We start from the raw sequence: 15,224 nt of genomic DNA, 5'->3' as shown, positions 1-15,224 counted from the left end.
AAAACATGTGCGGAGAGTCTGATGCAACTCAAATGTGAACACGCCAGCCTTGTATTGCTTGCTACTTCCAAGCTGCGGGATACCCATGTCCTGGTGGTTACTTTCGGCCTATTAGTGGATGCCGAAGGCAAGATCATGCCCGCCGGGCAAACCTGGAGCTGGCTCGCCGAGCGCATGGGCAAGCAGGCGCTGGACAGCGGTTTGAAAAAAAGCCGTGGCACCTTCGCAGTGCAGGGGCAAGCCTATGCCCTGACCGATGCACAGCGCGCTGGAATGGCAGTGCGGGTACGTCTGGGAACGCTTGAGAAAACACTGCATGTGTTCCCGCCCCGTCAATGGAACAAGGGCCTCTTGGGCTGGATGCCTGTTACAACTGGACAGATCGATTGCCTGCCGTTGAGCCTGGAAAACGCCTACGGTGGTTCCCGATGGGCGGATAACCCAGTGGGCAAAGGTCATTGTCCGGATACTGATACCGCAGGCGGAGCTGCACTCGCGCAACTGGAAGTCGCGAACCTGAGTGTTTGCGATCCCGAGGATCGCCCGGCAACTGCCAGCTTCATGCCGTTACCACCGCAAAGCGCTGCGCGCAGTGCCTTTATGGGCACCCTTGACGAGGACTGGGCCGCCTATCGTGCACCGTTCCTGCCGCTGGACACCGATGCCCGCTGGTTCGATGAAGTGGCGCAGGACCAATGCAGTGCCGGGTTTTGGCGAGGTGATGAAGCTTGGTCGGTGACGGGTATGCACCCCACCCAGGCACAAGTGTCCGGGCGCCTGCCTGGCCTGCGACCACGACTTTTTGTCGAGCGCACTGATAAGCACCTTGCGATCACCGAGGCGCCAATGGACCTCGATACGGTATGGCTGTTCCCCGAGGCGCAGAGTGTGCTTTTGCTATACCGGGCAGAGGTGTCTGTACTCGATATCGATGCGCAGGATATCGCCACACTGGCGATGGCCCTTGAGCGTGTCGGGGATGCCGAGCGGGACAAGCAGACATGGATTGATCGGCTTTGGCCGCGTCCTCCGGTCGAACCGGTCGAGATACCGCCCACCGAGCCGCAGGTGTTCGACTCCGGGCCCATGATTGCCAGTGTGCGGGCTGCTGCGGACGCAATACACGCCGAATTATCCGTGGCGCATGAGCAGAGTCTTCAGGTCGCCCAGGACATGGCGACAGGCATGGGCATGCCTTTCAACCGTGCAGATTATCCGCCGTTGGCCAAACTGGATTTTTCGGCGTTCATGCGAGAGCCACAGCCGCCTGCCAAGCCCTTCGATCCAGGGGCGCTACGAGCCGAAATCGAGACGGAATTCGCTAAGGCCAAGGCCGATAGCATGCGCCATGCCCGGAGTGCGATCACTCGATTGGATCTGGATGTCGAGAAGACCCTGGCGTTGGCAAGGCAACCAGTACCCGAGGTTGACCTCATGGGTTTGCTGGCCCGATTGGACCTGCCTCTAGCACAGCAGGCGGATATGGTTCAAAAAGTGGCAGCGGGATTTTCCCGTGCACAAGCGATCGAGACCACCATCGATCAGAAACTCGCGGCTGTCGACAAGGCACTGGCGGCTGATCGAATCAAATTCGGCCCCGTACCAACGCCTGCCGAATACTGCAATCTGACCCGCGAATCGCTGCAAGCCTTACACGTGGCGGGTAAGTCGTTGCAGAACCTCAGCCTCAATGGCCTTGATCTTTCAGGGATAGATCTGGGTCAAGCAGACCTGAAAAGAACGCTGTTTGAAAACTGTCAGCTCAAAGGTGCTTGTCTGGCAAATGCGGATCTGAGCCAGAGTCAATTTGTCGGTTGTGATTTGAGTGCTGCGAGTCTGGATAAGGCGTCCTTGCAAGAAACAGTCTTTCAACGGGTTCTATGCCAAGGAGCGTCGTTCAAGGGGGCCAACCTTTTGGGTATTCGAGCCAGTAAAAGTGATTTCTCCGGTGCTGATTTCACCGAGGCTAGCCTGCAACAAGCTCAACTCAACGAATGCAGCCTCGATAAGGCTCAACTGAGCAACGCCAGTCTAAGCAAACTGCGCCTCAATAAATGCGACCTGAGTGGCGCAATACTCGCGGACAGCAACCTTCACAAAGCCACGTTCTACGACTGCACACTGGACGCGACGGACATGCGCCGCGCCACTCTCAGCAAAGCCGATTTCGCCAAGGTTGTGGGGCGCAATCTGGACCTGCGCGAGTGCAATCTGCAAAACCTGCGTGTGGCCGATCACTGCGTCTTGCCGGGTGTGCGCCTGGACGATGCCGACCTGACTGATGCCAGCGTTCAGGACGCCGATCTGAATCACGCCAGCCTGCGCGGCACACGGCTTAACGACGCGCTGCTGACCCGTTGCGACCTGAGTGATTCCGATGGTATTGAGCTGATCGCGCAAGGTGTCTATCTGTCGGGATGTGACTTGAGTCGCGCTGATTGGTCTGGCGCCAACCTGCTTAACGGCCGCTTGCGCAAGGTGTGCCTGGAGCAGACCAACTTCAGTGGCAGCAACTTGCATGGTTTGGCCAGTGACGCTGTGCATGGCAATGGCGTGCGCCTGGAGCAGGCATTGATGACCCGTTGCCGACTCAAGGAGAGCTTGACTCATGCTTGAGGTATTAAGTGCAGAGCGTCTAAGGGAATTGCTGGCGGATTGGCAGCCCTTGCGAGCGTTGAATCTGGCGGGTGGCGACTATCGTGGCGTTAATTTGAGCAACGCGCGGCTGGAAAAAGTTGATGCGCGTGGCGCGCAATTTACCGGGGCGATTCTGACCCAAAGCAATTGGAAAGACTGCCGCCTGGACGGCGCCAATTTCTCCGACAGTACTGCGGATTCGTTGCACATGAACGCGTGTTCATTGCAGGGCGCGCTGTTCAAGAATGTGCGTTGGAACAAGGCCTACTGGGCGCAATGCCACGGCGAGGATCTGGAACTGTCGGGTGCGCAGCTACAGGCTTTCACGCTCTTGGAGTGCCGCGTACCGCGCATCAGACTGGCAGCCACCCAATTGAGCCAATCCCAATGGAGCCGGTGCGATCTGAAGGGTCTTGACGCACAGTCGGCGCATTTCGAGAAGGCTCGGCTGATCGACTGCCAACTCGATCAGGCGCGCTTCGGTCTGGCGTCCTTGCAGCAGTGTGCCTTCGATGAGTCGTCCTTGAGCGGGGCCGATTTTCATGGCGTGCAGGCGGAGGGCGCCTCGTTCTATCGCAGTACGGGCGAGTCCCCGGCTTTTCTCGGCGCGAACCTCAAGGGCGCTCTGTTCAATGCCAGCCATTTTGACTCGGTCGATTTCAGTGATGCAGTTCTGGAGATGGCCATTCTGGCAGACGCCCAGATGCCAGGCGCGCGGTTTGACCGCGCACTGTTGCGTTATGCCGATTGCACAGCGCTGCATGCCTCGCGGGCCTCGTTCGTCGCGGCCGACGTGACAGGCATGAATGCCCATGCCGCCGATTTTACCCAGGCCGACTGGCAGCAGAGCAACCCTCAGGCCATCCAACCCGTTGATACCGAACGCCTCGCCGCCGAGCAATGGCGGCCTGCCTCTTTAGGAAATTCGAGATGAATGAAGCCCCGCAGTATTGCGATGCCGCTGCTGAATTATGCCATGCACAGGTCAACGCACTGGATGGCGAGCGTTTCGGTGTGGTCAGCAGCGATGGCCGCCGCTATTGGCTAAAACCCGCATTCGGTTGTCTGGTGCGTCCGGCAGTGGGGGACAAGGTGTTGGTCAGCCTGGACGCGCAAGGAGGTTACATCCTTAGCGTGCTTGAACGCGTCATCGCTCAACCGGCGCGTATGCATCTGGACGGCGACCTGCATTTGAGCCTGCCCGCTGGCGCGCTGAGCATTCAGGCTCGCGACGGCGTGAGCCTTGACGCCGGTATTGCATTACGGGTGTGTGCCGAGCAGGGCAGTGTGCAGATGCAACGCGCCAGCCTGACTGTCGGCACCCTGGCCATGAGTGGCGAGCACCTTGAGAACCATTGGGTCGAGCGGCACGACAACAGCGTTTATCACCGCGAAAAGGCCGTGCGCCACGAGGCGGATTTTGGTGATAGCCGCCGTCGAGTCGAAGGCCATGAAGAATTCCATGCAGGTTCCTTGCGCCAGCGCGTGCTCGACGACTGGAGCGTGCAGGCCGACACGCTGGATCTGAATGCACAACGTAGCGTTGCCATTGATGGCGACAGCATCAAGCTGGGGTGAGATCGATTATGTACATGCTCAATAATGGCGGTGCGATGGCGATGTCCACGGTGCCCGATATCTGCAAAACACCGGTCCCGCCAGCCGGGCCAGTGCCTTTGCCTTATCCCAATACTGCCGATACCAGCGCTGCAGATCCGGGTGGATTGGTGATGGAAGTGCTGGTGGATGGCATGCCAGCGATGAACATGTCCAGCAAGGTGTTGATGACCAGTGGTGATGAGGCGGGCGTGGCCGGTGGCGTCACCAGCGGCAAGGTCAAGGGCGAAATGATTTTCATCGATGGCAGCAGCAAAGTGATGGTCGGTGGCAAGCCCGCCGTGCGCGTCACTTGCCAGACCATGCACAACGCCAACAACACCATGGGTACGGTTTCGCAGCCAAGCCAGACCGCTGTCCTGGTGATGGCGTGAGCACCTTGATGAATGGGTCATCCATGAAGTGTTTTGGGGCAATGCTCAGTCTTTGTCTGCTGCTCACCGCCTGCAGCAGCCAGGAACTCACCCCCGAGCAAAAGGCCCTCACCGAACTCAAATGGGACTACACCGAGAATGCCATCGAGCTGAGCTTTACCGCCGATAACGACCTCAATCAGTACGACGGCCAGGCGCATAACCTGTTGGTGGTGGTCACGCAGTTCGATCAGATCAGTGCGTTTTCGGCCTACACCGGCAGTTCCCAGCAATTGAGCAGTCTGTTGCTGATGAACAGCGCGCCGACCGGAATGATCGGCCTCACGCGGCTGTTCATCGAGCCGGGTCAGAGCAAGCAGTTGAGTCTGCCTCGGCTCGAGGGCGCGAAGATGGTCGGCATCTCGGCAGGCTACGCCCACCTGGACCCGATGCGCAGCGCCAAGCTGTATCAGATCGGCGTCGACGTTACTTCCACTGGTTTCTTCAGCAAAACCTGGACCGCCACGCCGCGCCCCATCGCCATTGACCTGCTCGTAGGGTCCGAGGCTCTGCTGCGTGGCAAGGAAAGTCGTCTTGCGCTGCCCAAGCCTGTGCAACCCAGAGAAGGCGAGGTGCGCCTGCCGGGCGCACAGGACTGACTTTTTTATCGTGAGCGTTGCAGTCGCCACTTTTTTTCAATCTTTTGCCCGAACGCGAGCCCTATGAATATCGATCAGTTGTTGTATTGGCACCAGGGCTTGTTTCTCCAGCCTCAGCATTTTCAACAGAACGATGCCCGTATCGAGCATCGTCTGACCCGCACCACGGAGTTGAACCATCCTTACCCGTGGGGCTTGATCTCCCTGAAGATCAACGAATCTGCATTGGTTGCCAAACAGTGCCTGCTGGATCAATTGTCGGTGCGCTTCCCCGAAGGCACGTTGGCTGAGTATCCAGGTAATGCGGTGCTGGAGTCGCGTACCCTGGACTTGGGCGACTTCAGTGGCGGCCGCACGCTGTTTGTGGGTCTGCGCCGCTTACTGCCAGGCGATGCCAACGCGCAAGTGTTCGAGACACTGTCCGACGGTTCTCGGGCGGAAGCGCGCTTTGTCGTGGCCGCTGACCCGGAAGTGATCGGTGACCGTCTCGGCAATTCCCCGGAAGCGCGGGTGCGCCCAATGTCTTACGTGTTGCGGCTGTTCTGGGAAGACGAGCTGGAGCATCTGAGCGCGTATGAATTGTTGCCGATTGCCCGTCTTGACCTCGACGGCGACCGCGTGCGACCTGCGCAGCGCTATGTGCCGCCGTCGGTCAACCTGGCAGCGTCACCGATGTTGCTGCAAACCCTGCGCGAAGTTCGCGACGAATTGGTCGGCCGGGCGCGACAGCTGTCGGTGTACAAGCAGCCGGGTGAATCGCGTCGGGGCGATTTCGACGGTGCTCAGGTCAACCATCTGATGGCCCTGGCAGTACTGAACCGTTATGGCCCATTGCTGACCCACATGCTGGAAACGCCGCAGGTTTCGCCGTGGCAGCTTTACGGCACCCTGCGCCAGTTGGTCGGTGAGTTGAGCCTGTTTTCCGACGTCTGCGACATGCTCGGTGAAACCCCTGATGGCCGCTTGCTGGTGCCGCCTTACAAGCATGAAGAGGCCGGGGTCGCGACCATTGCCCTGGTGGCCCTGATCGGCCAGCAACTCAATGAAATAAGTATCGGCTCCGAGTTGCTTGTGCGCCTGCAATTGCAGGAAGGTCTCTATCAAGCCGAGTTGCCGGACGCCTTTTTCGGCCCGCGTCATCGTTATTTCCTGGTGGCTCGCAGCGCGGTCGACCCTGTGTGGCTGGCCGAGGGCTTACCGCTGGATGGCAAGCTGGGGGCGGTCAGCGTCATGGAAGGGTTGGTCAATCGCGCGTTACCCGGTATTGAACTGATCTACCTCCAGGTGCCCCCACAAGGTCTGCCGAGGGTAGCGGGGGCATTGTACTTCCGCCTGGAGACACTCAGTGATGGCTGGGAAGCGCTGCAGCACGAGCGTCAGGCTGCGTTTTTCCTGCCCCAGCCGCCGGCTGACTTGATCATCGATCTGGTGGTGGTGCGTACATGATCAATCCCCGCCTGGCTGAATGCTGGATGTCGATATTTGACGCTGCCAAAAGTGGCGTCATCGATCCTGCGCAATCCTACGAAACCCTCGCGCCGGGGCTGATCGTGCTGCTCGACGCCGCTGCCAATCGTGCCCGCGAATTGCACTTTACCGAGGCTGATGTGCGCGAGGCACTGTTCGCTGTGGTGGCCTGGGTCGACGAAACAGCCATGTCTCGTGATTGGCCAGGCGCTGCACAATGGCGTCGTGCGCCGTTGCAACGTCATTACTTTTCAACCAGTCGTGCCGGCGTTGAGTTCTTTCAGCGCCTGGAGGCGTTGCCCGAAGCGGCGGTGGGTGCCCGTGAGGTTTTTGGTCTGGCGTTGTTGAGCGGCTTTCAGGGCCGCTACGCGACACGTCCGGGTGGCGAGCTGGCTCAGTACCGCCGGTTGTGCCTGGAACGGATCATCCTCGATAACAAAATGGTGCCGCTGGATGCCACCAGCCACCTCTTTGAACAACCCGAAGACCAGCTACCGAAACGGGTTCGTGTGGTACGCCGTGGCTTGCCCGGTATTTCGCTGCTTCTGCTGATTGGGATTCCCTTGATTGTGTTGACCGTGCTTTACATCAGTTTCGACCTCTCGCTGGGTCGACAAGTCAGCCAATTGCTGGAGATGCGCTGATGTTGAAGAAAGCGGGGGTCTTGTTGCTCTGGGTGTTGCTGCTGGCAAGTTTTGCGTTGGTGCTTTGGGGGCTGGCACTCTATGAGGATTGGCCGCTGTGGTACGTGCCGGCCATTTTTATCGGGACCATTCTGTTGGCGCTGGTCGCCCGTTGGATCGGGCGACGCTGGTACGCCTGGCGCTTGCGTGCGCGAATGAAAAGCGAGTTGCCACAGAGTCGTCGCGATGAGGCTCCCAACCTGGATCAGGACTGGAACAGCGGTGTGCGCATGCTGCGCCATTCGCGTCTGAGTCGACTGGGTTCACCGCTGTACGTGCTGCCCTGGTTCCTGATGCTGGGTGAGAGTGGCAGTGGCAAAAGCAGCGTGTTGGTCAACAGTGGATTGACTTCGGCATTGCGCTCGACCAGTCGTGGCAAGCAGGCAATGCCTACTGGAACGCTCGACTGGTGGTTCCTCGAACGGGGTGTGATCATCGATCCTGCAGGCCGCTTGGCTGAAGGGAATAGCGACGCTGGCCCGGAATGGCGGCGTTTGCTTTACTGGCTGCTGCGTTCGCGGCGTCGCGAGCCGCTCAACGGTGTGTTGCTGGTGATCGACAGCAAACGCCTGTTGACCGATTCTGATGAGCGTTTGGCCGAACAGGGACACAATCTGCGTCGCCGTCTGGATGACTTGGTGAAGGTTTTCGGTGCCAGGCTACCGGTGTATTTCATCATTACGGGTGCCGAAGCCGTGCCTGGTTTCGCCCAGTGGGGTGCCGCATTGACACCGCCACAGCGTGAGCAACCCTTTGGTTTGCTCAGCCAGCACCGTGCTGGCGGGGCGGGCGCGTTTCTCGATGAAATGTTTGGCGGACTTGGCCAGCGGTTGTTCGATCTACGCATAGAACTGGGCGTGCGCGGCGTGCCTGACCCAGATGCTTTTAGCCTGCCGGAACGCATCGGCGATTTGCGGCCGCGTCTAGAAAAGCTTTTGTTGCCGGCCTTTGACGCTAATCCCTACAGCGAGCCGCCTCTGCTGTGCGGGCTATTCCTTACCGGTCAAGGGCTGGATGCCGACGCTCAGCATGAAGGCTGGTTCAGCCATGATCTGCTGGGGCAACTGTTGCCAGGGCAACGTTATGCTTATCAGTCCATCGATAGCTGGCATCGTTGGCGGCGTCTGCTTGCTCATGCCGCAGTCATTGGCTGGCTGGGGCTTTGCTTCGGGTTCGGCGCATTAATGGTTTATGCCGACCGTCATACCCAGGCGGTGCTCACCGAAGCGCTTAACGAGCCTCCCGCGACTGAAGACTTTGCAGGCGGGATGGAAACCGATCTGGATGCGTTGCGCCGTTTCCGGCAGGCGCTGATCAACCTGTCTAACGAGCAGCAGGGTGGCTGGCGTAGTTTGCTACCGTTCTCACGCCACATCGAGCGAGTACAGGAACACTATCGTTCTGACTACGTAAGGCTCTTCGACAGCGAAATACGCACCCCCGTATTCGATGGTTTCATTTCGCAAAACCTGCGCAACGCATTGAACAGCGGTGATCCTCGATTGATTGCCGCTTACGCAGAGTTTCTCGTGCGTCGGATCAATCTGCTCGACGCACGCCTGAATAATCAGTCCATGGACGAACTGCCGGTGCCGGGGTCGGAGGTAGGTTTTTTGAATCTGATCTACGGCTCTAAAACCCCGATCAGCGCTGGGCAACTGGTGACCCTGGGAACCAGCTATCGCTCTTATCTGGAATGGCAAACCGATATGGCGCAGATGCAGAGCCAGCGGGCTGCCTTGCTGGGCCAGCTCGAAAACATGGGGCTTGAGGGTCGTCCCTTGACGTGGCTGACGGCGTGGGCGGACTTTCAGGGCAATCTACAGCCGATCCTGCTCAGCGAATACTGGGCCGACACCGACAACCCAGGTTTGAGCCTTTCCGGGGCCTTTACCTTGCAAGGGCACAGTGCGATTCTGGGTTTTATCGATGAACTGGGTCGGGCCAGTCGCGATCAGAATGTGTGGAAGGCGCAAAGGATACGGTTTTTGGATCAGTATCAGAGCGATACCCAGGATGCCTGGTATCGCTTTATCCAGGGCAGCCTGCTGAGCGCGCAAACGCGATTGAAAACCCGTAGCGACTGGCAGCAAACCCTGAGTGTGGTCGGTACTCCCAATGATCCGTTCTTCAAGCTGCTGCACCGCAGTGCGGAGCGGTTTGCGCTGATTCCGATTGAACATCGGGCTCCATGGGCCAGTCGGGCGGTGGCGATGGATCGTCTGCTCAAACTGGCCAGTAACGACGATCTGCATGCCGATGCTGGCGCGCTGGGCAGCTTGAAAGTCACCAACGCCCTGGGCGGCGATGTGCTCAAGGGCATGGCCAGTGGAGGTTCTGTCAAAACGGGCGTGAATGTCGTGCGTGACGAGCTGACACAGGCCCGAACCCTGGCGAAATTTCAGCAGTTGATGAAAGGTGTTGTCATCGACCTGCAGAAAAGCGATGCGCAAGCTTTCCAGGTCGCGCTCGATACCTGGGGCTTTGGTGCCGATCCTGCAGTCAAATCTGCGCCGCTTTGGGATGCCGATACTATTCGTGTCGATTTGATTCAGTCACTCAAAGGTCCTGATCCGCGAGAGGATGTGGTCTGGTCGCTGCTAACGGGGCAGCTTGATTTCGCCTCGCACTACGCGTCCGAAGTGGCGGCCTGCCGTCTGCAAAGTGACTGGAGTGGCCAGTTGCTCAGCTCAATCCAGGGTGTGCGTGATCCGGTCATGCTCAATGAATTGCTTTATGGCGATCGTGGGCAGCTGCCGGTTTTCATGAATGGTTCGGTGAAAGCCTTCCTGCAGCGCGATGTACAGCGCTACAGCGGGCGTGAAGCACTGGGCGTTCAGATTCCATTGACTGGGGCTTTCTATGCGTATGTCAGTCGCATGCAACATGCCCAGAACGATCTCGTCAGTGCTCAGCGGCAAAGCCAGGCTCAACTAGCTACCGAGCAGCAAAGCAAGCAGGCTCTGGATGCCGAGCAGAAGACCCTGGCCGCGCAACGGGCCGAGCTCAAGCAGAGTATTGCGACGCTGCAGGCCACCGCGGCGGTGGTTGAGCTATCCGCTACGCCGTCTCAGGTCAATATCAGCGCCCGTTCGCTGCCGCAGCAGACGCGTCTGACGATGCAGTGCAGTGGTCGTTCAACGGTACTGGATAACTTCAACTTCCCGACCAGCGCCAGTTTTGTCTGGGCGCCGGGAGCCTGTTCGGACGTCGCTCTGGAAATCAGCTTCGCCAACTTCAAGCTGACCAAACACTGGACCGGAGACCGCGCGTTCGTGGATTTCCTGCGGCTGTTCAACGGCGGGCAACACACCTTTACCGTCAATGACTTCCCGAGCCAGCGCAATGTGATGGGCAGCGAGAACTTGATCGGCATTCAGCTGACCTACCGTCAGGAGGGAGGGCAGGCTTTGCTGGACAAGTATCGCCAGGCCGATCAGTTGCAGATCCAGGTCAACGTTATCAATGAACGATTGAACAGCATCGCAGGGCAGCTCACAGCCATGGACACTCAGGCAGCAGCGATGAATGTCAGTCTGGCAGCCCAGGGTTCGCCGGTTCAGCAAAGTCTTGCGAGTATTCAGCCGCCAACGCAAATCGCCTGGTGCTGGACGCCGAGGCCGGTTGATACAGGTTTTGCAGCGGGTGAAGGCCTGCGTCTGGATATTGGGATCTATGACAACGAGAAGCGCTTGAGAAACCTTGAAGCACAATTGCGCACGCTCGGTTTCGCTACCCAACGCGAGCCGCTGCAAACGGGGGCTGGTGGGACAGGGCAGAGGCTGCTGGTGGTGTCGCTGCGCGACGATGCGGCCGCACAACGGGCTATTCGTGACATTGCTAACAAGATGGGGGTTGCTGCAAAGCTTGACAGTACTGCCTCTAGCACAGTCGGCATGCGATGAAGGGCTGGCGAAATTCTCTGGCGTTGCGCATTACCTGCGTACTGGCGCTTGTTCTGGCCTTGAGCTGGTGTGTGGCCGCCGGGCTCAGCGCCTGGCGGACTTATCAGCAGTTGCAAAGCGAGGCGCTGGATGATCTCAGTCAGCGCCTGCGCCTGCTCTCCAGCGTGGATAACGATGATTTTCGAGACGCGGAGGAGGGCGCCAAGCGGCTCATGACGCGTTGGAACAATGGCGCGGCCAAAGAGTTTGGCAGCAACATTTTTCAGCGCAGCACCATGCATTGGGTACTCAACCAGGCGCAGCAAAGCGATGCTGACAGCGCCGCCAGCATCGACATGTTGGCTCGCGCAGCCTCTGCGGCTGAAGCGTTTGGTACGGCCGGTCAGTCGATGACCGTGGATACGTTTTTCTATTTTCCAGAGGTCGGCGCGGCTTTCTCTACCGAAGTCGACATCCCTTCAGGTTTTGTGCAGGCCCGCACCGCTCATTTGCGGGAGCTGTTTGAACGTCTGACACCCGGCGGTCCCGATGTCGTCTGGGATGGGCCGAATTACGACCCACTGCTGAATCGACAGTTAATCAGTGTTGCTGTGGTATCGAGGGATACGTCAGGCAAGCCATTGTTCATGACGGGTTATGAGTTGAAGCTTGATGAACGTCTGGCGCGTATTGAGCAGTTGCTCAACGGCTACCCAAGTCTGCTTCTGGATGCACACGGTCGACGGGTTGCCGACCTTTCCGGCAAGTCGATGGACGCGGTATCTCCGGATGCGCTGAAACATCTGGTCGCGGGCTTTTCTGTCAAGACCGATTTCCCGCAGATCGGTCGTTTCGATGACGACACACCTATGGTCATCGCTCGACTGAATCAACCGAACTGGTATCTGTTGACGCTCTATCCTCAAGCGCAATTACGCGCTGGTGCGCTGGGGCTGATTCTCAGAGAAGTGCCTTTTGCGGTGATCGGTTTCATCTTGCTGACCCTCGGTTTGCTCCTGGTATTGCGTCGGGAGTTGGCACGACCATTGGCCCTGTTCGCCCGGGAAATTGAACTCACAGTTCGCGGTGACGACCTGTCGCGCCGTTTGCCAGTGGTTCGAGAAGACGAACTCGGGCGCTTCGCCAAGGCCTATAACGGGTTGCTCGATGCGTTGCAGGCCCAGCAAGCCGGTCTGGAAAATCTGGTCGAAGTACGCACTCACGAGCTGCAAACCGCCCGTAGAACGGCAGACCAGGCGAATCAGCTCAAGGGGCAATTCCTGGCCAATATGAGTCACGAAATTCGTACGCCGATGAACGCTGTCATTGGCATGAACCATCTATTGGCGGATACGCCGCTGGCGCCTCAGCAGCGGCATTTCGTCAAGGCCATACGCGAAAATTCCGAGGCCCTGCTGGCGTTGATCAGCGACATTCTGGATTTCTCCAAAATTGAGTCAGGTAATCTGAATATCGAGCGGATTGAGTTCGATCTGACTGAGGTGGTGGAAGAGGTCACGGAGCTATTGGCACCGCGCGCCGCTGAAAAGGGCGTGCGAATGATCTGCCAGATCGCTACCAATGTGCCGGGGCAGGTGCTGGGAGATCCGTGGCGACTGCGGCAGATTTTGCTTAACCTCTTGAGTAATGCCGTCAAATTCACGGCCTGCGGTTCGATCCAGCTGGCGGTTTGGCGGGGTGACGATGACATGCTCGGGTTTCAGGTCGTCGACACCGGTATCGGTATTGCGCCGTCTGCACAGGCTGCCGTGTTCGACGCTTTTTTGCAGGCGGATGCATCCACCACTAGGAAGTACGGCGGCACCGGCCTTGGTTTGTCGATCAGCCAACGTCTGGCGGGGCTCATGGGCGGTGTTATCGAGCTGAAGAGTCAGCCAGGTGTGGGGTCGACATTCAGCCTGATGTTGCCATTGCCCAACTGCCCGGCCCGGGCGGCCGACGCCCCGAGGTTGTGGGGTTTGCGGACCTTGGTAGTCGATGAGCACGCTGATGAGCGTGAGGCGTTGATGGGGATCCTCGGCCAGTGGCAGATGCTGTGCCAAGGGGCCGCGTCTGCTGAAGATGCATTGAAGATGATGCGTGAGCAAGCACAGCTGGGCGTCATGTTCGATCTGGTATTGGTGAATTGGCGTCTGCCTTTCGTCGATGGTGTGGCGTTCGCCAGCCTGTGCCGTGCTGATCCGCAGCTGGCATCCGCGCGCATCGTGCTGATGGCTTCGCATGTCGAGTCGTTGATGTCTGCCGATGAACTGCGCGCCCATGGTCTGGCAGCGTGCGTCGTCAGGCCGCTGCGTCGCCAGCATTTCTATCGGAGCTTGTGCGAGGTCCAGAGCGGCGCCACTCCGACGCTCAACGAAGCGCTCTCTCCTTTACGGACCCTTGAGCGTCATGAATACGGTCTTGATGTGTTGGTCGTCGATGATATCGCCACCAATCGGGAAATCACGCAGCTGTTCCTGGAACGTTTCGGCCATCGAGTCAGCGTGGCCCGTGACGGGGTCGAGGCCCTGGAAATACTCGCCCGCAAGGTTTTCGATGCAGTGTTGATGGACGGGCAAATGCCGCGAATGGACGGTATGGAAGCGGTCCGTCAACTGCGCTCCGGGCAGTCGGGTGCGCTGGATGAGGAGGTTTACGTCATCGCCCTGACAGCCAACGCCATGAGCGGTGATCGTGAGCGTTTTATTGAGGCCGGTGCCGATGACTACCTGGCCAAGCCGGTGCTGCCTATGCAGTTGTTCGATGCGATCACGCGCGTGATTGTGCGACAGCTGGAGCGCGGGATGGAGTTGCGCACTGTCGCACCCTCGCTGCCCCCGACAGTGACGGCATCCATTGCACCCACCTTATCGATAGTTGATGAACAGGATCCGTTGCGCACGCCACGTTTACAGCGCTTGTTCATCGAAGATTGCCTGGCATTGTTGGCTCAGCTAAACGATGCCGTTGTACGGTCCGATCATGGGGCAGTCGCGGGTATCGCTCACAGCCTCAAGGGTAGCGCCGGACAATTCGGAGAGCAGGGTCTTGAAACAAGTGCTGCTCTGATGGAGCAAGCTGCCTCGCAATCAAACGTTCCGGCGATGACCGCCGCAATGCTGCAACTGGACAGACACCGTTCGATCCTTGCTGCCCGCCAGCCTGTTGCCCCTTCCGAGACTGGATATCCAAACAATGCCTGACTGCCGTTTATTGATCGTCGACGATCACGGGATGATCCGCGAAGGCTTGCACGCCTTGCTTACCGATGCTCCTGGAATAGTTGTGGTGGGTGAGGCGCAAGATGGTCATGAGGCCATTGCCCTGTGTCGCAGCTTGCAGCCCGATGTGGTCCTGATGGACCTGAAGATGCCACTGCTCGACGGGGTGTCGGCACTGACCCTGATTTGCAGACGCTGGCCGAAAATATTGATCATAGCCCTGACATCCGACGTCTCCGAGCACAATGCGGCTCTGGCGCTGGAAGCCGGCGCGGTCGGTTATGTACTCAAGCGCAGTCGCAGAGATGACCTGCTGCAAGCGATCACCCAGGTTCGTGCAGGGAAGATCTTTATTGATGCTGGCCTCGACGCCTCCCAGGTCATTGCTCTGCGCAACAGCGGTGAAACCGCCAGCGGCATTACACTGACCGAGCGCGAGCGCCAGGTCCTCAAATTGGTCGCCGAAGGGTCCCGTAATCGCGATGTTGCCGAAATCTTGTGTATCAGTCTCAAGACCGTGGAGACCCATCGACTCAATGTCATGAAAAAGCTGGACGCACACAACGCTGCAGATATGACGCAATGGGCTTATCGGCTTGGTCTTCTTGGAGAGGGTCAATAGCGTGCGTCGGATAGAGGTGTGAGGGGGCGAATTCGCTTTGCAGCCCCGTCATCATTCTTTTCACGTTACGCAAAAGGCAGG

General features: G+C 58.6%; 10 protein-coding genes. All 10 read left to right on the top strand.

Annotated elements, in window-relative coordinates; all coding sequences use genetic code 11:
- Nucleotides 1-21 precede the first annotated feature (21 nt).
- Entirely contained in the window at nucleotides 22-2,616 is a 2,595-nt protein-coding gene (locus tag RGU44_RS09295) for a DUF2169 family type VI secretion system accessory protein (protein ID WP_322216800.1), read from the top strand.
- Nucleotides 2,609-3,571 (top strand): pentapeptide repeat-containing protein, encoded by a 963-nt coding sequence (locus RGU44_RS09290; protein WP_322216798.1) that lies wholly within the window; start codon nucleotides 2,609-2,611, stop codon nucleotides 3,569-3,571. Before RGU44_RS09295 ends, RGU44_RS09290 begins: the two co-directional genes overlap by 8 nt.
- Complete coding sequence (locus RGU44_RS09285) at nucleotides 3,568-4,215, top strand: DUF3540 domain-containing protein (protein ID WP_322216796.1); 648 nt, start codon at nucleotides 3,568-3,570, stop codon at nucleotides 4,213-4,215. The genes RGU44_RS09290 and RGU44_RS09285 overlap by 4 nt, the downstream gene beginning before the upstream one ends.
- An 8-nt stretch (nucleotides 4,216-4,223) precedes the next feature.
- Nucleotides 4,224-4,628, top strand: coding sequence for a DUF4150 domain-containing protein (locus tag RGU44_RS09280; RefSeq protein WP_322216794.1), 405 nt, complete (start codon nucleotides 4,224-4,226; stop codon nucleotides 4,626-4,628).
- Between the two features lie 41 nt (nucleotides 4,629-4,669).
- On the top strand, nucleotides 4,670-5,266 hold the full coding sequence (locus RGU44_RS09275; protein ID WP_322216791.1) for a type VI secretion lipoprotein TssJ: 597 nt from the start codon (nucleotides 4,670-4,672) through the stop codon (nucleotides 5,264-5,266).
- A gap of 63 nt (nucleotides 5,267-5,329) precedes the next feature.
- Nucleotides 5,330-6,712 carry a type VI secretion system baseplate subunit TssK gene (tssK, locus tag RGU44_RS09270; protein ID WP_322216789.1) on the top strand — a complete coding sequence of 461 codons (1,383 nt, stop codon included), beginning with the start codon at nucleotides 5,330-5,332 and terminating at the stop codon, nucleotides 6,710-6,712.
- Nucleotides 6,709-7,377: a DotU family type IV/VI secretion system protein gene (locus tag RGU44_RS09265; RefSeq protein ID WP_322216786.1), complete on the top strand. Its 669-nt coding sequence runs from the start codon at nucleotides 6,709-6,711 to the stop codon at nucleotides 7,375-7,377. Before tssK ends, RGU44_RS09265 begins: the two co-directional genes overlap by 4 nt.
- Nucleotides 7,377-11,321 carry a type VI secretion protein IcmF/TssM N-terminal domain-containing protein gene (locus RGU44_RS09260; protein ID WP_322216784.1) on the top strand — a complete coding sequence of 1,315 codons (3,945 nt, stop codon included), beginning with the start codon at nucleotides 7,377-7,379 and terminating at the stop codon, nucleotides 11,319-11,321. The genes RGU44_RS09265 and RGU44_RS09260 overlap by 1 nt, the downstream gene beginning before the upstream one ends.
- Nucleotides 11,318-14,503, top strand: coding sequence for a response regulator (locus RGU44_RS09255; protein ID WP_322216781.1), 3,186 nt, complete (start codon nucleotides 11,318-11,320; stop codon nucleotides 14,501-14,503). The genes RGU44_RS09260 and RGU44_RS09255 overlap by 4 nt, the downstream gene beginning before the upstream one ends.
- The gene (locus RGU44_RS09250) at nucleotides 14,496-15,143 is read left to right on the top strand and encodes a response regulator (protein ID WP_322216779.1); all 648 of its coding nucleotides are present in this window, start codon (nucleotides 14,496-14,498) and stop codon (nucleotides 15,141-15,143) included. Before RGU44_RS09255 ends, RGU44_RS09250 begins: the two co-directional genes overlap by 8 nt.
- The last annotated feature ends 81 nt before the right edge of the window (nucleotides 15,144-15,224 follow it).

The organism is Pseudomonas sp. 5C2 (genome assembly GCF_034314155.1).
Classification (GTDB): domain Bacteria; phylum Pseudomonadota; class Gammaproteobacteria; order Pseudomonadales; family Pseudomonadaceae; genus Aquipseudomonas.
This window is presented reverse-complemented; position numbering and strand designations above follow the sequence as displayed.